Origin of the sequence: Gilliamella sp. B2969, from assembly GCF_026536195.1 — a bacterium.
Taxonomy (GTDB): Bacteria; Pseudomonadota; Gammaproteobacteria; order Enterobacterales; family Orbaceae; genus Gilliamella.
The window spans coordinates 1-15,576 of sequence record NZ_JAFNOP010000005.1 but is presented as its reverse complement, the minus strand read 5'-3'; the positions used below and the strand labels follow the sequence as shown (position 1 = coordinate 15,576).

General features: G+C 36.8%; 17 protein-coding genes and 1 riboswitch. Of the genes, 5 read left to right on the top strand and 12 right to left on the bottom strand.

Annotated features, from left to right (window positions below; all coding sequences use genetic code 11):
- Positions 1 to 118: 118 nt before the first annotated feature.
- The 5 genes from mnmE (at position 119) to J3U66_RS05430 (ending at position 4,024) form a co-directional block, all read left to right on the top strand.
- A complete protein-coding gene (gene mnmE, locus J3U66_RS05450; RefSeq protein WP_267343603.1) occupies positions 119 to 1,480 on the top strand; it encodes a tRNA uridine-5-carboxymethylaminomethyl(34) synthesis GTPase MnmE in 1,362 nt (453 codons plus the stop codon).
- 303 nt (positions 1,481 to 1,783) lie between these two features.
- A complete protein-coding gene (locus tag J3U66_RS05445; RefSeq protein ID WP_267348292.1) occupies positions 1,784 to 2,110 on the top strand; it encodes a hypothetical protein in 327 nt (108 codons plus the stop codon).
- 258 nt (positions 2,111 to 2,368) lie between these two features.
- Positions 2,369 to 2,572 carry a heavy-metal-associated domain-containing protein gene (locus J3U66_RS05440; RefSeq protein ID WP_267343599.1) on the top strand — a complete coding sequence of 68 codons (204 nt, stop codon included), beginning with the start codon at positions 2,369 to 2,371 and terminating at the stop codon, positions 2,570 to 2,572.
- A 318-nt stretch (positions 2,573 to 2,890) separates the two neighbouring features.
- Positions 2,891 to 3,394, top strand: coding sequence for an STY0301 family protein (locus tag J3U66_RS05435; RefSeq protein ID WP_267333663.1), 504 nt, complete (start codon positions 2,891 to 2,893; stop codon positions 3,392 to 3,394).
- 123 nt (positions 3,395 to 3,517) lie between these two features.
- On the top strand, positions 3,518 to 4,024 hold the full coding sequence (locus J3U66_RS05430) for an STY0301 family protein (protein WP_267348290.1): 507 nt from the start codon (positions 3,518 to 3,520) through the stop codon (positions 4,022 to 4,024).
- Between the two features lie 119 nt (positions 4,025 to 4,143).
- Here J3U66_RS05430 and thiD read toward each other — a convergent pair whose 3' ends face one another.
- From thiD to J3U66_RS05370, 12 genes are all read right to left on the bottom strand, one after another.
- Positions 4,144 to 4,938 carry a bifunctional hydroxymethylpyrimidine kinase/phosphomethylpyrimidine kinase gene (gene thiD, locus J3U66_RS05425; protein WP_267348289.1) on the bottom strand — a complete coding sequence of 265 codons (795 nt, stop codon included), beginning with the start codon at positions 4,936 to 4,938 and terminating at the stop codon, positions 4,144 to 4,146.
- 11 nt (positions 4,939 to 4,949) lie between these two features.
- Positions 4,950 to 5,591 carry a thiamine phosphate synthase gene (thiE, locus tag J3U66_RS05420; protein ID WP_267333660.1) on the bottom strand — a complete coding sequence of 214 codons (642 nt, stop codon included), beginning with the start codon at positions 5,589 to 5,591 and terminating at the stop codon, positions 4,950 to 4,952.
- Between the two features lie 9 nt (positions 5,592 to 5,600).
- Positions 5,601 to 6,389, bottom strand: a complete 789-nt coding sequence (thiM, locus tag J3U66_RS05415; protein ID WP_267333659.1) for a hydroxyethylthiazole kinase — start codon at positions 6,387 to 6,389, stop codon at positions 5,601 to 5,603.
- Between the two features lie 60 nt (positions 6,390 to 6,449).
- A riboswitch (TPP riboswitch) is annotated at positions 6,450 to 6,552 on the bottom strand.
- 39 nt (positions 6,553 to 6,591) lie between these two features.
- The gene (trkA, locus tag J3U66_RS05410; protein WP_255307739.1) at positions 6,592 to 7,995 is read right to left on the bottom strand and encodes a Trk system potassium transporter TrkA; all 1,404 of its coding nucleotides are present in this window, start codon (positions 7,993 to 7,995) and stop codon (positions 6,592 to 6,594) included.
- Between the two features lie 76 nt (positions 7,996 to 8,071).
- The gene (gene trpS / locus J3U66_RS05405; RefSeq protein WP_267348288.1) at positions 8,072 to 9,067 is read right to left on the bottom strand and encodes a tryptophan--tRNA ligase; all 996 of its coding nucleotides are present in this window, start codon (positions 9,065 to 9,067) and stop codon (positions 8,072 to 8,074) included.
- A 39-nt stretch (positions 9,068 to 9,106) separates the two neighbouring features.
- Positions 9,107 to 9,802: a phosphoglycolate phosphatase gene (locus J3U66_RS05400; RefSeq protein ID WP_267343596.1), complete on the bottom strand. Its 696-nt coding sequence runs from the start codon at positions 9,800 to 9,802 to the stop codon at positions 9,107 to 9,109.
- On the bottom strand, positions 9,795 to 10,472 hold the full coding sequence (gene rpe / locus J3U66_RS05395) for a ribulose-phosphate 3-epimerase (RefSeq protein WP_267343595.1): 678 nt from the start codon (positions 10,470 to 10,472) through the stop codon (positions 9,795 to 9,797). The genes J3U66_RS05400 and rpe overlap by 8 nt, the downstream gene beginning before the upstream one ends.
- A 37-nt stretch (positions 10,473 to 10,509) precedes the next feature.
- Positions 10,510 to 11,331, bottom strand: a complete 822-nt coding sequence (locus tag J3U66_RS05390) for a Dam family site-specific DNA-(adenine-N6)-methyltransferase (protein WP_267333655.1) — start codon at positions 11,329 to 11,331, stop codon at positions 10,510 to 10,512.
- A 48-nt stretch (positions 11,332 to 11,379) separates the two neighbouring features.
- Positions 11,380 to 12,228 (bottom strand): SPOR domain-containing protein, encoded by an 849-nt coding sequence (locus J3U66_RS05385; protein ID WP_267343594.1) that lies wholly within the window; start codon positions 12,226 to 12,228, stop codon positions 11,380 to 11,382.
- Between the two features lie 68 nt (positions 12,229 to 12,296).
- Positions 12,297 to 12,818, bottom strand: a complete 522-nt coding sequence (aroK, locus tag J3U66_RS05380) for a shikimate kinase AroK (RefSeq protein WP_065634798.1) — start codon at positions 12,816 to 12,818, stop codon at positions 12,297 to 12,299.
- A gap of 186 nt (positions 12,819 to 13,004) precedes the next feature.
- Positions 13,005 to 13,967, bottom strand: coding sequence for an arabinose-5-phosphate isomerase GutQ (gutQ, locus tag J3U66_RS05375; RefSeq protein WP_267333653.1), 963 nt, complete (start codon positions 13,965 to 13,967; stop codon positions 13,005 to 13,007).
- A gap of 187 nt (positions 13,968 to 14,154) precedes the next feature.
- A complete protein-coding gene (locus J3U66_RS05370) occupies positions 14,155 to 14,778 on the bottom strand; it encodes a LysE family transporter (protein ID WP_267348286.1) in 624 nt (207 codons plus the stop codon).
- Between the last annotated feature and the right edge of the window lie 798 nt (positions 14,779 to 15,576).

The window sequence follows — 15,576 nt, the reverse complement described above, 5'->3', positions numbered from 1 at the left end:
GACCGAACAATGATTTTGCTAGTTTGCTAACGGTAAACACTCGACAAATACTGTATTTGCAATGTGTACATGGTATGATGAACACATTGCTTTTTAATTTTTTAGAAAAAAGAAAAATATGAAATCAGATACAATTGTTGCACAAGCAACACCGCCTGGTCGTGGTGGGGTTGGTATATTGCGTATCTCTGGCCCTAAAGCTCAAGAGGTTGCTAAAGCAGTTTTAGGCATTTTACCTAAGCCACGATATGCGCATTATTTACCTTTTTTAGCTTCTGACGGGACAACGTTAGATGAAGGCATTGCTTTATTCTTCCCCAATCCACATTCATTTACTGGTGAAGATGTACTTGAACTTCAAGGCCACGGTGGACCCGTTATTTTAGATCTACTGTTGAAACGTATTTTAGAAATTGCTGATGTGCGTATAGCAAGACCAGGGGAATTTTCCGAACGTGCTTTTATGAATGATAAATTGGATCTGGCACAAGCGGAAGCGATAGCCGATTTGATTGATGCCAGTTCTGAGCAAGCTGCAAAATCGGCAATTTCATCATTACAAGGGGTATTTTCACAAAAAGTTAATGCATTGGTTGAATCGTTAATTCATTTAAGGATTTTTACTGAAGCTGCCATCGATTTTCCCGAAGAAGAAATAGACTTTTTATCTGATGGCAAAATTGAAGCTCAGCTTGATGAAGTGATTATTCGCTTAAATGAAGTCAGACAAGAGGCGAAGCAAGGTTCGTTATTACGTGATGGTATGAAAGTTGTCATAGCAGGGCGCCCCAATGCTGGTAAATCGAGCTTACTTAATGCATTAGCAGGGCGCGATGCGGCTATTGTTACTGATATCGCCGGCACTACCCGTGATGTGTTACGTGAACATATTCATATTGATGGCATGCCATTGCATATTATTGACACAGCAGGGCTACGTGAGGCCAGTGACGAAGTCGAACGTATTGGTATTGAACGGGCTTGGCAAGAAATAAACCAAGCTGATCGCGTACTATTTATGGTTGATAGTACTACAACAACCGAAACCAACCCAGAAAAATTATGGCCTGAGTTTATTGAACGTTTACCTAAAAATATACCGATGACAGTTATTCGTAATAAAGCTGATCTAACAGGTGAACAACTTGGTCTTAGTGAAGTAAATGGCTACTCACTGATTCAACTTTCTGCACGGACAGGCGAAGGCATTGAGCTATTACGTGAACATCTTAAACAAGCCATGGGCTATACCAGTAGCACAGAAAGTGGATTTTTAGCCCGTCGTCGCCATTTACAGGCACTAGAAAAAGCCGCTGAACATTTAAATAACGGTAAGTACCAACTCACGACATTTCATGCAGGTGAACTATTAGCTGAAGAATTAAGGTTAGCACAAGAAGCTTTAAGTGAAATAACGGGTCAATTTACTTCGGATGATTTACTTGGACGGATATTTAGTTCGTTTTGTATTGGAAAATAACATAAATCGATAATTATTCTAATTATTGCCATAATTTTCACTGTATAAACTCAACTGGGCTGTATTTGAAATATAAGATTTAATGCTCAAAAGAGGTGAATATTATCAATATAACAAGGATAGTTTGTTGTATTAACATTAGATTCTAACTAGAAGAAACGTAATTATAATAACTTTGTATAGAATAGAAATAATCTAGTATGCGTGTAATGCGATTACTGTATAAGTTGGATGATTTATGAAAAACTATTTAGTCAAATTTTTCTTTTAATTATACTAATTTAATTAACTGGTTGTAGCCTTATGGACTATAAAAAAGTTATCCAATATGTAGAGCCAAGTGCTAATGAACCAAGGGCAAGGGTTATGCTTGTAGGGGATTATGATAGTTGGTATCATTTTAGTATTATCAATTTTGATGTAATAAAACCTAATTTTGGTTATCTATATACTGAAGGTAAAACAACAAATAGACCAAAAGTAAAAAATTTGGGAATGAACATAAAGGTGAAAGGCAAAAATAAAGCTAATCAAGTTTACTTACCTGCTGGTCAAATAATAAAAATTGGCGTTTATGGTCAACCGTCTGGTATGAACGTTACTCTTTTTGTATTCGTGGTAAAACTATGACTCTAGAGCAAAATATTGATTATGTTCTTTCCTTTGATAAAGTTACATTAAATAATAAAAAATATTGCCTTCTTTAGCTATACAAAGTTATTAATAAAACTCAGCTTGAACTTATTAAAAATTAGTTATATATAATGCTATATAGGTACAACCGAAAACAATTATTTAAAAGAATGGTTCTTTGTGTAACGTTTAAATGATGTTAAATGAATTTTTATTTAATAGTAGATTTTATCAGATTGATTAGAGAGGTCTATCATGAAATTAATAGTCGATAATATGACTTGTCAGCATTGTGTTAAAGCAATTACTAAGGCGATTAATGATATCGATCCCAAAGCTAAGGTGACGGTTGATTTAGCCAAACATGAAGTTGATATTGAGGGTGGTAGCATTTCGCAAGAAGCAGCAATTGCAGCAGTCAATGAAGCCGGTTATGAGTTTGTGGGTATTTCATATTAATTTTAATCAGTTTAATGGTAGATAACTATCCGGTGATTTTACTGTGTAGCATGTGGCAAAATATTAAGTCAAATTAAAAGGGGATTTTCGCTAAAATCCCTTTTTTGTTTTCTGCTATATTTTTGTTGACTATTCATGGTTGCAATGTATTTCACTTAAAGCAATCTCAATAAAACCCCACTCAAAATCATGATAATGATAGATGCAATTATCAATGATTAAATCTACTTGACTAAGTCGATATTTTCGCCATAATTGCCGTAAATATTCAATATTTCAAAATGTTATTTACCTGCAATGCTTAAAAGGATAATCAATATGCAAGGAAAAACGTTAAATGCGATCGTTACAATCATTGTTGGGTTTGCAATGGTTTTTACCGTCAATGCTTACCAAATTGATTGTCCAAAATCGATTGATGTTAAAGAAAAAGTTGAAAACATGTCAGACGGATGGGGGGCAGCTGATAGGGAAGAATTTTGGAATAGTGGTTTTGTGAAAAACATTTCACATAAATCTACCGGTGTAGGTGTTTTTTTGGGAGAGCCTTTAGTGGTACAAAAATCTGAGGATTATGTGCTGAATAACAAGAAAGGTTTTAAGAAATATCGCAATGAATGGGACGTAAGTTTACGACCTGAAGATACTGATCGTTATTATGCTTCATGTTTCTATTATAACAGTGAGGTTGTATTAGTAAAAAAAATTGATACATCGATGAAAAGCTGCTGGACTGACGTCTCTTTAGATGAGCTTGGTAATGAGATAAATAGTGAACACACACTTTATTGCAGTACCAATAAAAGGGGTGATAATCATTAATGTTATGTGGGATCGCTAGTCATTGCAATCCCCCTAGTTTAACACTCTATTTCATCATGATTTTCACTCAATTAGGCTAAAATAATTGATTATGTGCCTAAAAATTTTAAAAGGATGAACAATATGCAAGGAAAAACGTTAAATGCGATCGTTACAATCATTGTCGGGTTTGCAATGGTTTTTACCGTCAATGCTTACCAAATTGATTGCCCAAAATCGATCGATGTTCGAGAAAAAATGGTAAACATGCCAGAAGGTTGGGACCTGATTGGTAAGAGCAAATATGCTGATGCTTCTGATATCGATAAGACTATCCTTTCACAGGACTTTTGGGGTATTAATGTTTATCTAGACGATCCGGCGGTGATACAAAGACCCCATCAACGTTTGCTAAGTAAAAAGAATGGCGTTAAAAAATATCAGTTTATCTGGGAGGTTGAACAATTTAAACCTAATGAGAACTTTTATGTTCGTTGTGACTACTCTGGAAGTAGGGTTAAATTGGTGCAAAAAATTGACTCATCGATGAAAAGCTGTTGGATTTTTTATTCTCAGGATAAATACGGCAATAACGTATCTCATGAAAATACACTTTATTGCAGTACAAATAAAGCCGAAGATGTTAAATAATCCTATGTGGGATTGCAAAGCTTGGCAATCCCACACCCGTTCAACTCTCAAACTGTCATGATTTTCCCTAATAACGGGTAATCAAGCATCAAGTAATCCATTATTTTGCTCGCTAGCTTTTACCACCATTGATAAAAATGGTGGGTTGGACCAATTCCTTTGCCAATCGATAAATCATCGGCATGACTAATTGCACCTTGTAAGTAGTTCTTTGCTTGTTGAATGGCATCTGGCAAGCTGTGTTGCGGTAATAATGCGGTAATTGCAGCTGATAAAGTGCATCCTGTACCATGCGTATTTTTAGTTTGGATACGAGGCGATACCATTCTAATTGTTTGGTTTGGAGTAATTAAATAATCTGGGCTTTCTTGACTAAGTAAATGCCCACCTTTGATTAATACCGCTTTACAACCTAATTTTAGCAAGGCATGTCCTTGTGCCTGCATTTCGTCCTCATTTTGGGCTTCTTGACAATCGAGCAGGGCAGCCGCTTCTGGTAGATTCGGGGTGATAACGGTGGCTAATGGTAAGAGTAATTCACGGATTGCATTCACCGCATCAGATTTCAGTAGTGGATGACCGCCTTTAGCCACCATGACAGTATCAAGTACGATGTTGGCAATCGGATTTTTTTTTAAGAGATGATGAACCACTGTCACAATCTCTTTATTCATTAACATGCCCATTTTTACACTATCAATATTGATATCCTGATATAGAGTATTAAATTGGGCTTCTACAAATTCAGGCGAGACAGGTAAAACAGCATCGACGCCTTGCGTGCTTTGTGCGGTTAATGCGGTGATCACTGACATGCCATAAGCACCTAACGCCGAAAAGGTTTTCAAATCTGCTTGTATACCAGCGCCACCGCTAGGATCGGAGCCGGCAATGGTTAATGCAACTGTTGTCATTCTTTGATTTCCTATCTTGCTTGTTGAATTTTGGTCAGTAGCGATTGACTGGCATTAGCAATATCTGCTTGACCACAAATAGCGGATACTACTGCGACACCTTCAATACCAGTTTTTATGACCTCAGTGACATTGGATAAACCAATTCCGCCAATGGCAACCGCAGGACACTGTTTGAGTTTCACAAGTTCAGCTAATTGTGCAGTACCTATGGCGGAGGCCGCATCTTTTTTGGTTGAAGTTGGGAAGATTGGCCCAATACCCAAATAATCAACCAATTGCCATTCAACGGCATCAAGTTGTTGTTGATTACTAACAGAAAAGCCGAGCCATTTATTTGCACCGATTAATTGACGAGTAACGGCAACAGGTAGATCACGCTGTCCAATATGTACGCCGTCAGCGTCTATCGCTAATGCGATATCGACATGATCATTAATAAGTAGCGGTACTGGTGTGTCTTTTAAAAGGTGTTTGAGCTGCATAGCTGCATGATACCAATCTTTACCTGATAGTTCTTGTTCTGATCTTAATTGTACGGTAGTTACACCATTTTCGATGGCAATTTTGGTGGTATTAAGCATACCTTGAATACCGCCACACAATTGCGGATCGAGCACTAAATAGAGGGTTAAATCGAGTTGTTTTTTCATCTGCTTGCCCTATTTTGAACCATCAACAAAAAGTGAAAGCTGATCGATAAGCGACACAGCAAAACTGCCTAGTCCTTGCTGTTTATTGGCTCGCTCACCAGCTTTTTTCATCATATAACAAGCACTGGCTGTGGCAGCTAAACTATCAGCACCACAAGCAATAAACGCAGCAACCATCGCGGATAATGAACAACCTGTACCGGTAACAGACGTTAATGCAATATCTCCACCCGCAATGCGATAGGTGTTCTCGCCGTCAGTGATATAGTCAATATCGCCTGTCATGGCGACAATGGTTTGATAACGACGAGCCAATTGTTGAGCTGCCGTTAATGCAACCGTTGTCGAATCTTGGCTATCGGTACCTTTAGAAGAAGAATGTTCGCCATTTAGCGCTAAAATTTCAGAGGCATTACCCCGAATCGCTGTCGGTTGGTATTTTAATAATTGTTGAGCGATATCAGTGCGGTAAGCTAAGGCAGGTCCAACGGCAACCGGATCAAGCACCCAGCGTGTTCGGCTTTGTTGGGCTTGTTCGGCAGCTAACAGCATACTTTCAGCAATATTGCTATGCAGTGTTCCAATATTAATTAATAAGCTATTGGCAATATCGACAAATGATTTCACTTCTTGTTTGGCAATAATCATCGCTGGCGATGCACCAATTGCCAGTAAGATATTGGCGGTAAAATTTTGCACGACCTCATTGGTGATGCAATGCACTAATGGGCGTTGCTGCTTAACAAGGTGAATAAATGGTGTGGCGTGCTCAGCCTGAAAGGTTTTTATCTCTGACATATTCTTTCCTTAACGATTAATACAACTTATAACAGGTTAGGAAGAATCTGCCAATCAGAAGGTTAACGGCTTAGACTTCCCTACGCTGGTATAATCCAGATCAGGTTCAACGGGTAAAATCTCAGTTTTTTGTATCAAACAAAAAACACCCCGAGTCAAAACAATTTGTGTATTATGAACTGAGTATCAGTTTTAAACAAGATTATTGTAATAATCTTTCAATATCGGTTATGGCTTTTCTATCAGGTAAAAAGATGATTAAGTGGTCATTATCTTCAATAGTTAAATCAGTATTAACAATAATCACATCTTCACCTCGTACTACTGCACCAATTGTTGCAGCTGAAGGTAATTTTAATCCATTGATATTTTTACCAACAAGTTTTGATGTATCACTATTGCCTTTCGCCACAACTTCAATAATTTCGGATTCCCCTTGTCTGAGTGAAACGACTTTGACGATACCCGTTTGTCTTACATGGCTTAAAAGCTCAGAGATTGTGGCATGCTGTGGTGAAATAGCAATATCAATCACACTATCATTGATCAATTCTAGGTAAGCTTGCCGTTGAATCAAAACAATCACTTTTTTAGCGCCCATTCGTTTAGCCAGCATTGATGACATAATGTTAGATTCATCATCACTGGTGACAGCGATAAAGAGATCGGTTAATTCTACCTGTTCTTGTGAGAGGAGTTCTTGGTCTGAAGATTCGCCATGTAATACGGTTGTATTGACCAACTGTTCAGCAATAAACTCAGCTCGTTGAGCATTACGTTCAATTAACTTTACTTGATAATCGTTTTCTAAGCGTTTGGCTAGAGCGACAGCAACACCGCCTCCACCACTAATAATGATACGTTTATAGGGCTTTTCTAAGCGTTGTAATTCACTTGTTACGGCTTTTATGTTCACCGGAGGGGTAATAAAATAGACCATATCACCCGCTTCAATTAAGGTTGAACCGATTGGGCGAATAAAACGATTTTTTCGATATATCGCAACCACTCGAGCTTCTACATGCGGTAAATGCTCTTTTAGTTCAGATAATTCACTGCCCACTAATGCACCGCCATAATAAGCAGTGACTGCAACCAGACAGACACGATTATCATAAAAAGAGGCAAATTGTAAAGCGCCTGGATATTGTACTAACCGGCTGACATGATTAGTGATTAAATTTTCGGGTGCGATGATGTGGTCAATATTAATACAATCTTTGTTAAAGAAGGGATATTTTTCGTCGTTATATTCAGGTGCTCGAATACGGGCAACTTTTTGCGGTATTTTAAACATGACATGACCAATTTGACAGGCCATCATGTTAACTTCATCAGAATTGGTTACAGCAACAAGCATATCAGCGGATTCGGCACCGGCGCTTTCTAATACCTGAGGGTATGAAGATTTTCCTAAAATAACTTGTAAATCAAAGCGTTCTTGTAGTGATTGCAGTTTGTCATGATCTTCATCAACGACAGTAACATCGTTTTGTTTTTCGGTAACCAGATACTCAGCTAATGCACTGCCGGTTTGTCCTGCACCTAGAATAATAATCTTCATAACAGACCTATCATCGTTAAATGACTTTACTACGCTTGCCATCTTATGACAAGCGTACTTATGTCAATTAATATTGTTTAAGTTTACCCTTAATTCGTGCTATTTATTCGACTCGCTATTAAACAAAACCGATTACATCGTATACTTTTTTCAAGGTCGGCTCGGCTTTAGCGCGCGCTTTTTCAGCGCCTTCACGCATAATAGAAAATAGATAATTTTCATCGTTGCGATACTCATGATAACGGGCTTGTAATGTTGTTAACATATCGATCACTTGCGTTGCTACTTCCGTTTTCAAATGACCATACATCTTTCCTTCAAACTCTTTTTCAAGCTCTGCTACCGGTTTACCTGTAACGCCAGTTAAAATATCTAATAAATTAGAAACGCCGACTTTATTTTTTAAGTCATAGCGAACTACTGGTGGCTCGTCAGAATCGGTCATCGCACGTTTGATCTTTTTCTCCACATCTTTTGGATTTTCAAGTAGGCCGATCACGTTATTGCGGTTTTCATCAGATTTAGACATTTTTTTGGTTGGTTCTTGTAATGACATCACTCTTGCACCAACTTTAGCAATAAATGGCTCTGGTACAGTAAAAACATCACCATAAAGTGCATTAAATCGCATAGCAATATCACGTGTTAGCTCAAGGTGTTGTTTCTGATCATCGCCAACCGGTACTAAATTGGCTTGATATAGCAAAATATCAGCAGCCATAAGCACAGGATAATCAAATAGACCAGCATTAATGTTTTCTGAATGACGTGATGATTTATCCTTAAATTGCGTCATGCGGCTAAGTTCACCAAAATAGGTATAGCAGTTGAACGCCCAGCCTAATTCTGCATGGGCAGGAACATGAGATTGTACAAATATAGTGCTCTTTTGTGGATCGATTCCGCATGCCAAATATAATGCCATTGTATCTAGCGTTGCTTTGCGTAATTTTTGTGGATCTTGTCTTACGGTTATCGCATGTTGATTGACAATACAGTAAATGCAGTCATATTCGTTTTGTAGCGCAACCCAATTTTTTAAAGCACCTAAATAGTTGCCAAGTGTTAGTTCTCCTGAAGGTTGTGCACCACTAAATACAATCGGTTTACTCATAATTTATTCCTAATTTATTTATGCTCTGTTTTTTGCTAATTATTTTTTTGCATCAGCTTTGGGATGAGGTAATAACGTTAATATATCTTTAAAATCATCAAATAAGAAATCGGGATCACTTGTTGCAATCGATATTCCATAATTATAACCATAGCTTAATGCTACAGTAGGGCAATGTGCATTTTTAGCTGCCATAATGTCATTTTGAGAATCACCCACAAATAATAATTGATCACTAAATAGACCAAAGGTCGCCATCACTTGATAAAGTCCAGCTGGATGAGGTTTTAATTTGATCACATCACCACCCCCTAAGACTAACGAAAAGTATTCTTTTATTCCTAAAGAAGTCAGTAAATCAGGCAAAAATTGTGCAGGTTTATTGGTGACTAAAGCAAGTGGATAGTGGTTGTCATGTAATGCTTTTAAGGTTTGTTTGACGTGTGGAAATAACTTAGTTTCTACATCCATAACCTTATCATAATGTCGATTAAAGAGTGCCTTGGCTTGTGAAAACATTTCATTGGAAGGTTGGACATTGATAGCTTTAAATATGCGTTCTAACATCACATCAATGCCATTACCTACAAAGTTTTTAACCTGTTCATTGGTTATCGTATTTAATTTTAAATCGGCAAGCATATGCTTGGCTGCAAGCGCAAGTCCAGGAACACTATCCACTAGTGTTCCATCCAGATCAAAGGCGATGGCTTGAATATCGTCGAGTTTAGGCATGATTCACTCCTGATAGCGCTTTACGCATTGCATCAATCACTGTTTTATAATCTGGTTGACTAAATATTGCTGAACCTGCAACAAACATATCTGCACCAGCTTTAGCAATTTCGGCAATGTTATCAACTTTTACACCACCATCAATTTCTAAACGAATATTTTGTTTAGATTGATTAATACGCTCTCTTACTTGTTGTAGTTTTTTCAATGTTGATGGAATAAATGATTGCCCACCAAAACCAGGATTTACGCCCATTACTAAAATAATATCGACTTTATCCATCACATAATCTAAGTAGTTTAAAGGTGTAGCAGGATTAAGCACAATACCCGCTGTGCAGCCATGATCTTTGATTAATTGTAAAGAACGATCTAAGTGGATAGTCGCTTCTGGATGAATAGAAATATTCGTTGCACCTGCTTTGGCAAATGAAATAATCAGCTCCTCAACAGGGGTAACCATTAAATGGACATCTATCGGTGCTGTTATACCAAAATCGCGCAGAGCCTTACAAAACATACTGCCCATGGTAAGATTGGGAACAAAGTGATTGTCCATTACATCAAAATGAACAACATCTGCTCCTGCATCAAGTACTTTTTGAGTATCCTCACCAAGCCGAGCAAAGTCAGCAGATAATATTGATGGGGCTATAATAAATTCTTTCATGATAAAACCTCTTGTGCTAAAAGCTCATCCCTGTCGTTTAAGATTTTTGATATAGTGCTAAAATCTCGTCAATTTTTTTTCGCCCTTCACCAGCACAGCTAATCGAACGACGCATTTCGGCCCGATAAAGATGACGTGCTTTTTTATATAAGCTTCTTGTATAAGAAGTATCATGATTAGATACAAGAACCGGAATATCATTTTGATAGGCGATATTTTCAGCAAGTTGCGATAACTTTTTATGTTCTTCAAAGCCAAAATTATTCGAATAATAGGCTGTAAAACCCGCCGAATCACCCGCTGAAAGGTAAGGAGGGTCACAATAAATTACGGAATTTTGTTTAGCTTTTTTCATTACTTCATAATAAGGAGCACAAATAAATTGGGCATTTTGAGCTTTTTTAGCAAAAAAATAGAGTTCTCTTTCTGGAAAATAGATAGTTTTGTAACGACCAAATGGTACATTAAAAAAACCACTATTATTATAACGGCATAAGCCGTTATAACCATGTCGATTTAAATAAACAAATAATAGTGAACGTATATATTGATCTTTACTATGATTAAATACATCACGCAGTTGATAAAAGGCATCAGACTGGTTGTTCTGATGAGTAAATAATAATTTAAGATCATTAATAAATTGATCTGGGCTGGATTTTAACAAGTTAAATAATGCAATCAGATCATGATTGATGTCAGCTAAAATATAGCTTTTATAATGTGTATTTAAAAATACTGATCCAGCACCAACAAAAGGTTCAATTAATTGATCGCCTTCAGGGAGATATCGCCTAATTGTGTCCACAAGCTCATATTTTCCTCCTGCCCATTTTAAAAAGGCTCGTTGCTTTTTCAACGGTTACTCCTAGTTTTTCTTTGTAGTCGGATAAATGAACGATATCCTTTAGTTGTTTGCAATTTTTTCTTTGTTAATAGCGGCTCCAGATTTAACCCATGGTTTATCTTTTTGGAGTGCTGCTGGTAAAGATTTCATCGCTTTATGAGCTTCATCTCTTGATGAATAATTGCCTTTGATTAAAATGAACCACGTACCATTTTTATGTTTAGTTTCATAAATATGATAATCAGTAATATTATTTTGTTTTACAAGTTTTCTTAGACCTTCAGCCGATTTAGAAGCACTAAGCTGAATTGTATAACGATCGTTTCCTATCTTGGCATTTTTAGCGGTATTGGTTTTTTCGTCTTTTCTATTAGTTGATTTTCGATTATGACTATCTGTTTGGTGTGAAACATGGGTTCTACCGTTAATGTCATTAATTGTTGTCGTTCTATTTGTTGACGTTGTTATATCACGATTAACTGAAGGAGCAGTTGGCGTATATGTGTTCGCTAAGTCGCTACCTGTATCGCTAGGAATATCCAGTTGTTGTTGCGTATTTGTTTGATTTAACGCATTTTCAGTTGGTGTCTGGGTTGCAATACCAGCACTTTCTGTTGGCATTGCATTTGTCGCTGGACTGTTTAGTCCGTCAGTGACAGGCGTAGTATTGGCATCAGCTGAACTTACACTATTCACTTCAGGAGGCGTTACAAGCGTCGGCTCATTTTTACGTGAAGAAGATCGAAAGATAATTAAACTAAGTAATAACAGAATAATAACGATTGCCAAACCAAGAATAATTAATTTTTTTCTTGGAAAATCTTGTAAAAAACTTGGCAATGTCAACGAGGGCTTAGCGTCCTTACTAGGTTGTTCTGTTATATAACGGTCATCTCTATCTACACGCATACTTGCTCCTTAACCTATCCAAAAGGTTTAATGCTTTATGACTAACCATTATTATTTAAATAAATGGCTTAAATTTGCTCTATTTTTTCAATGATATAACCCGCAACACCTTTGGCACTTTGTTCATCTGTTTTAATAGTAATATCCGCAATTTCTTCATAAAGAGGTTCACGTTCACCTGCTAATTCTTCATAAAGTTCTCTTGGAGTATTACCACCTTGTAATAATGGACGACGTTTGTCTTTTTGCGTCCTTGCCATTTGTTTTTCAATAGTTGTTTCTAAATAAACAACAATGCCACGTGCTGATAATCGATTACGGGTCTCTTTTGATAATACTGAACCACCGCCGGTAGCTAATACTACACCTTGTTTTTCAGTTAATTCATTAATAACTTTTTCTTCTCTGGCTCTGAATCCGTCTTCACCCTCTAAATCAAAAATCCATGCAATATCAGCACCAGTACGTTTTTCAATCTCTTGATCTGAGTCGAAAAATTCCATGCCCAACTGTTGTGCAATTTGTCGGCCTATAGTGCTTTTTCCAGCCCCCATTGGGCCAATTAGAAAGATATTTCGCTTTTCTGCCATTGTAGTTTCATCATCTATTAATTTTGGTTAAAATATACAACACAATGTTAATGTTCATGACTGATTGAATCATTTACTTCATTAACTGTGTAACTTTTCTTGGATCTCCGTCTAACGACAAAAATTTAGGTCGGTAATTATCTCAATAGATAGTACCTTTTTGCAATAAGTATTTGTAATAGTTTTCTAGCTTATTCCTGCTTGGTGTAAATCATGAATATTTAACGCACCGACTAATTCACCTTCGGTATTTACAACGGGTGCAGCTGTAATATTGTGGTCATTAAATGATTTTAAAGCCTCTACTGCTTTCCAATTTTCGGGGATTTGATATCCTGGGCTGGTCATCACGTCTGTAATGCTGTCTTGCAATGTTCCATTTTTGAGTAATAAACGGCGTAAATCCCCATCAGTAAATACGCCAACAATTTTATTATTATTTTTGCAGATTGCAACTAAACCCACGCCAGTTCGGCTTAATTCTAACATAGCATCCAATACGGTTGCCGTTTGTGGTACTTTTGGAATTGAATCGCCCTGTCGCATAACATCTTTAACATGATTAAGTAATTTAGCGCCTAAACTCCCCGCAGGATGAGAGCGTGCAAAATCTTCTTCTTTAAAACCTCGAGCACGCATAACCGCTATAGCAAGCGCATCGCCCATTAATAAGGTATTGGTCGAACTCGAAGTCGGTGCAAGTCCCATAGGGCAGGCCTCTTTTTCAATTGAAATATCAAGCACAGCCTGAGCAGATTTAGCTAATGGTGAATCTAACCCACCTGTAATTGCAATAATAGGCACATTCATTGCTGTAAGGATAGGGATAATAAAATTAAATTCTTTTGCCCGACCAGAATAAGAAATTAAGATAACAACATCATTTTCGGTCACCATACCTAGATCACCATGTAGTGCTTCGGAAGGATGCATGAAAAAAGCTGGGCTACCAGTGCTGGCAAGTGAAGCCGCAATTTTTTTACCAATATGCCCAGATTTCCCAATACCTGACACAACAACTTTGCCTTTTGTTGTTAAAATCAGCTGACAAGCTTTAATAAAATCTTGTCCGAGTCGGTTCGGTAGTTTTTGAGCTTCGTAAAGTTCTAATTCAAGTAGCTCACGACCATATTGTAATAATTTGTCCATTTTCAACAAGCCTAACGCATTTAATATGAATAAAATGAAGTTATAATCGGTAATAACAACGTAAGATGATTATAAAAAGTCAGATTACTGATATTTTATCAATTAACGATTGAATATTCAAAAAAGAAAGGTATGACATTAAAGCATTTGTGGTATTTCAAGCCTTTAAACATCAATACATAATAATTTATAACCCAAAAGCTACTTTTATGCCCAATGTGATTAAAATTACCCCCAATAATTTATCGATAATTAATTGCATTTTAAAATAGTGTCGTTGAACTGCTTGTGTTTGAAAGATGAAAACCACAAAAGGCCACCATAATACGGCTTCTATCCAAATGATAAATGCAACTAGCAATTTGTCGGTGGTTGACGAGTTAGCATTTAATACTTGGGTAAAAATAGCTAGAAAAAATAACGTTGCTTTAGGATTAAGCAAGTTACACAACAACCCTTGCATAAACGCGGATTTAGCGGACATTTGTTTGTCAATTAATTGTTGACTGACATAAGTAGTATTGGTCTGTTTAGCAAGTAATGCTTTAATGCCAAGCCATAATAAGTAAGCGGCGCCCGCATAGCGTAATACATTATACAATAATGGCGTAGCAGCAATCAGTACTGCCACACCGGCTACACAATAACTCATATGGATTAATATTGCAGTGATGACTCCCAAACACGTCAACAGTGCTATTTTTCGGCTATAAGTTAAGCTGTTTTTCAAAATCAAAAAAAAGTCAGGACCAGGCGAAATCATGCCAAGACAACTGATGGTTGACACTAAAAGTACGGTATCAAGAGTCATAATTATGCCTAATTCAACAGTTGAGCAGCTTGATTTAAACTAGCAATGCCGGAATTTTGCTTAAATAATGAAGCGAAAATAAAGTTAAGTCGCAGAAGAGGTAAAATAACAAAGGTAGATAAAGGCATAAAAACGCGTTACTTGGCAATCAATATTTCCATAGTATATATGTATTCTTGAAAAAATAAAAAAGTTACCCCAACAAGTTTATCATTTTCTTTACATAATAATCAAAATAGAGTTTATTGAGGTAGTTACTACAAGTGAAGTATCCGCTCGAAAATGCTTAACAGATAACGTCGATAGTCATTTAGTTGCGCAACGTGAAATTAATTATATCGATGACGGTAATTAATTTTCTTAATAGATTGGATTTATGTGAAACGATTTCATTCTTATGATCTCACACAATTAATTGGGGTGATAAATGGTTTAGAGCTTTATCATTTAATTTAAATAATAAGCTTGATAAGTATACAGTATGTATCGACCTTTTTGAGTTCAAACAACAAACCTACAAATTACTATCAGCCATCATTAAAGTAGACTTTACAATTATTAACTATTTTATCATTGATGAGTTTGATTGTTTTTTTTATACTCCATAAGTCAATATTATGACTGGCATACAGTATTTGTTCAAAATTTAGTATAAAAAAACAATGGATTATTTAAAAAGGATTAAAAATATGTTAAAATACAGTTGTTTACGGAGCCAGCCAGCCAGCCAGCCAGCCAGCCAGCCAGCCAGCCAGCCAGCCAGCCAGCCAGCCAGCCAGCCAGCCAGCCAGCCAGCCA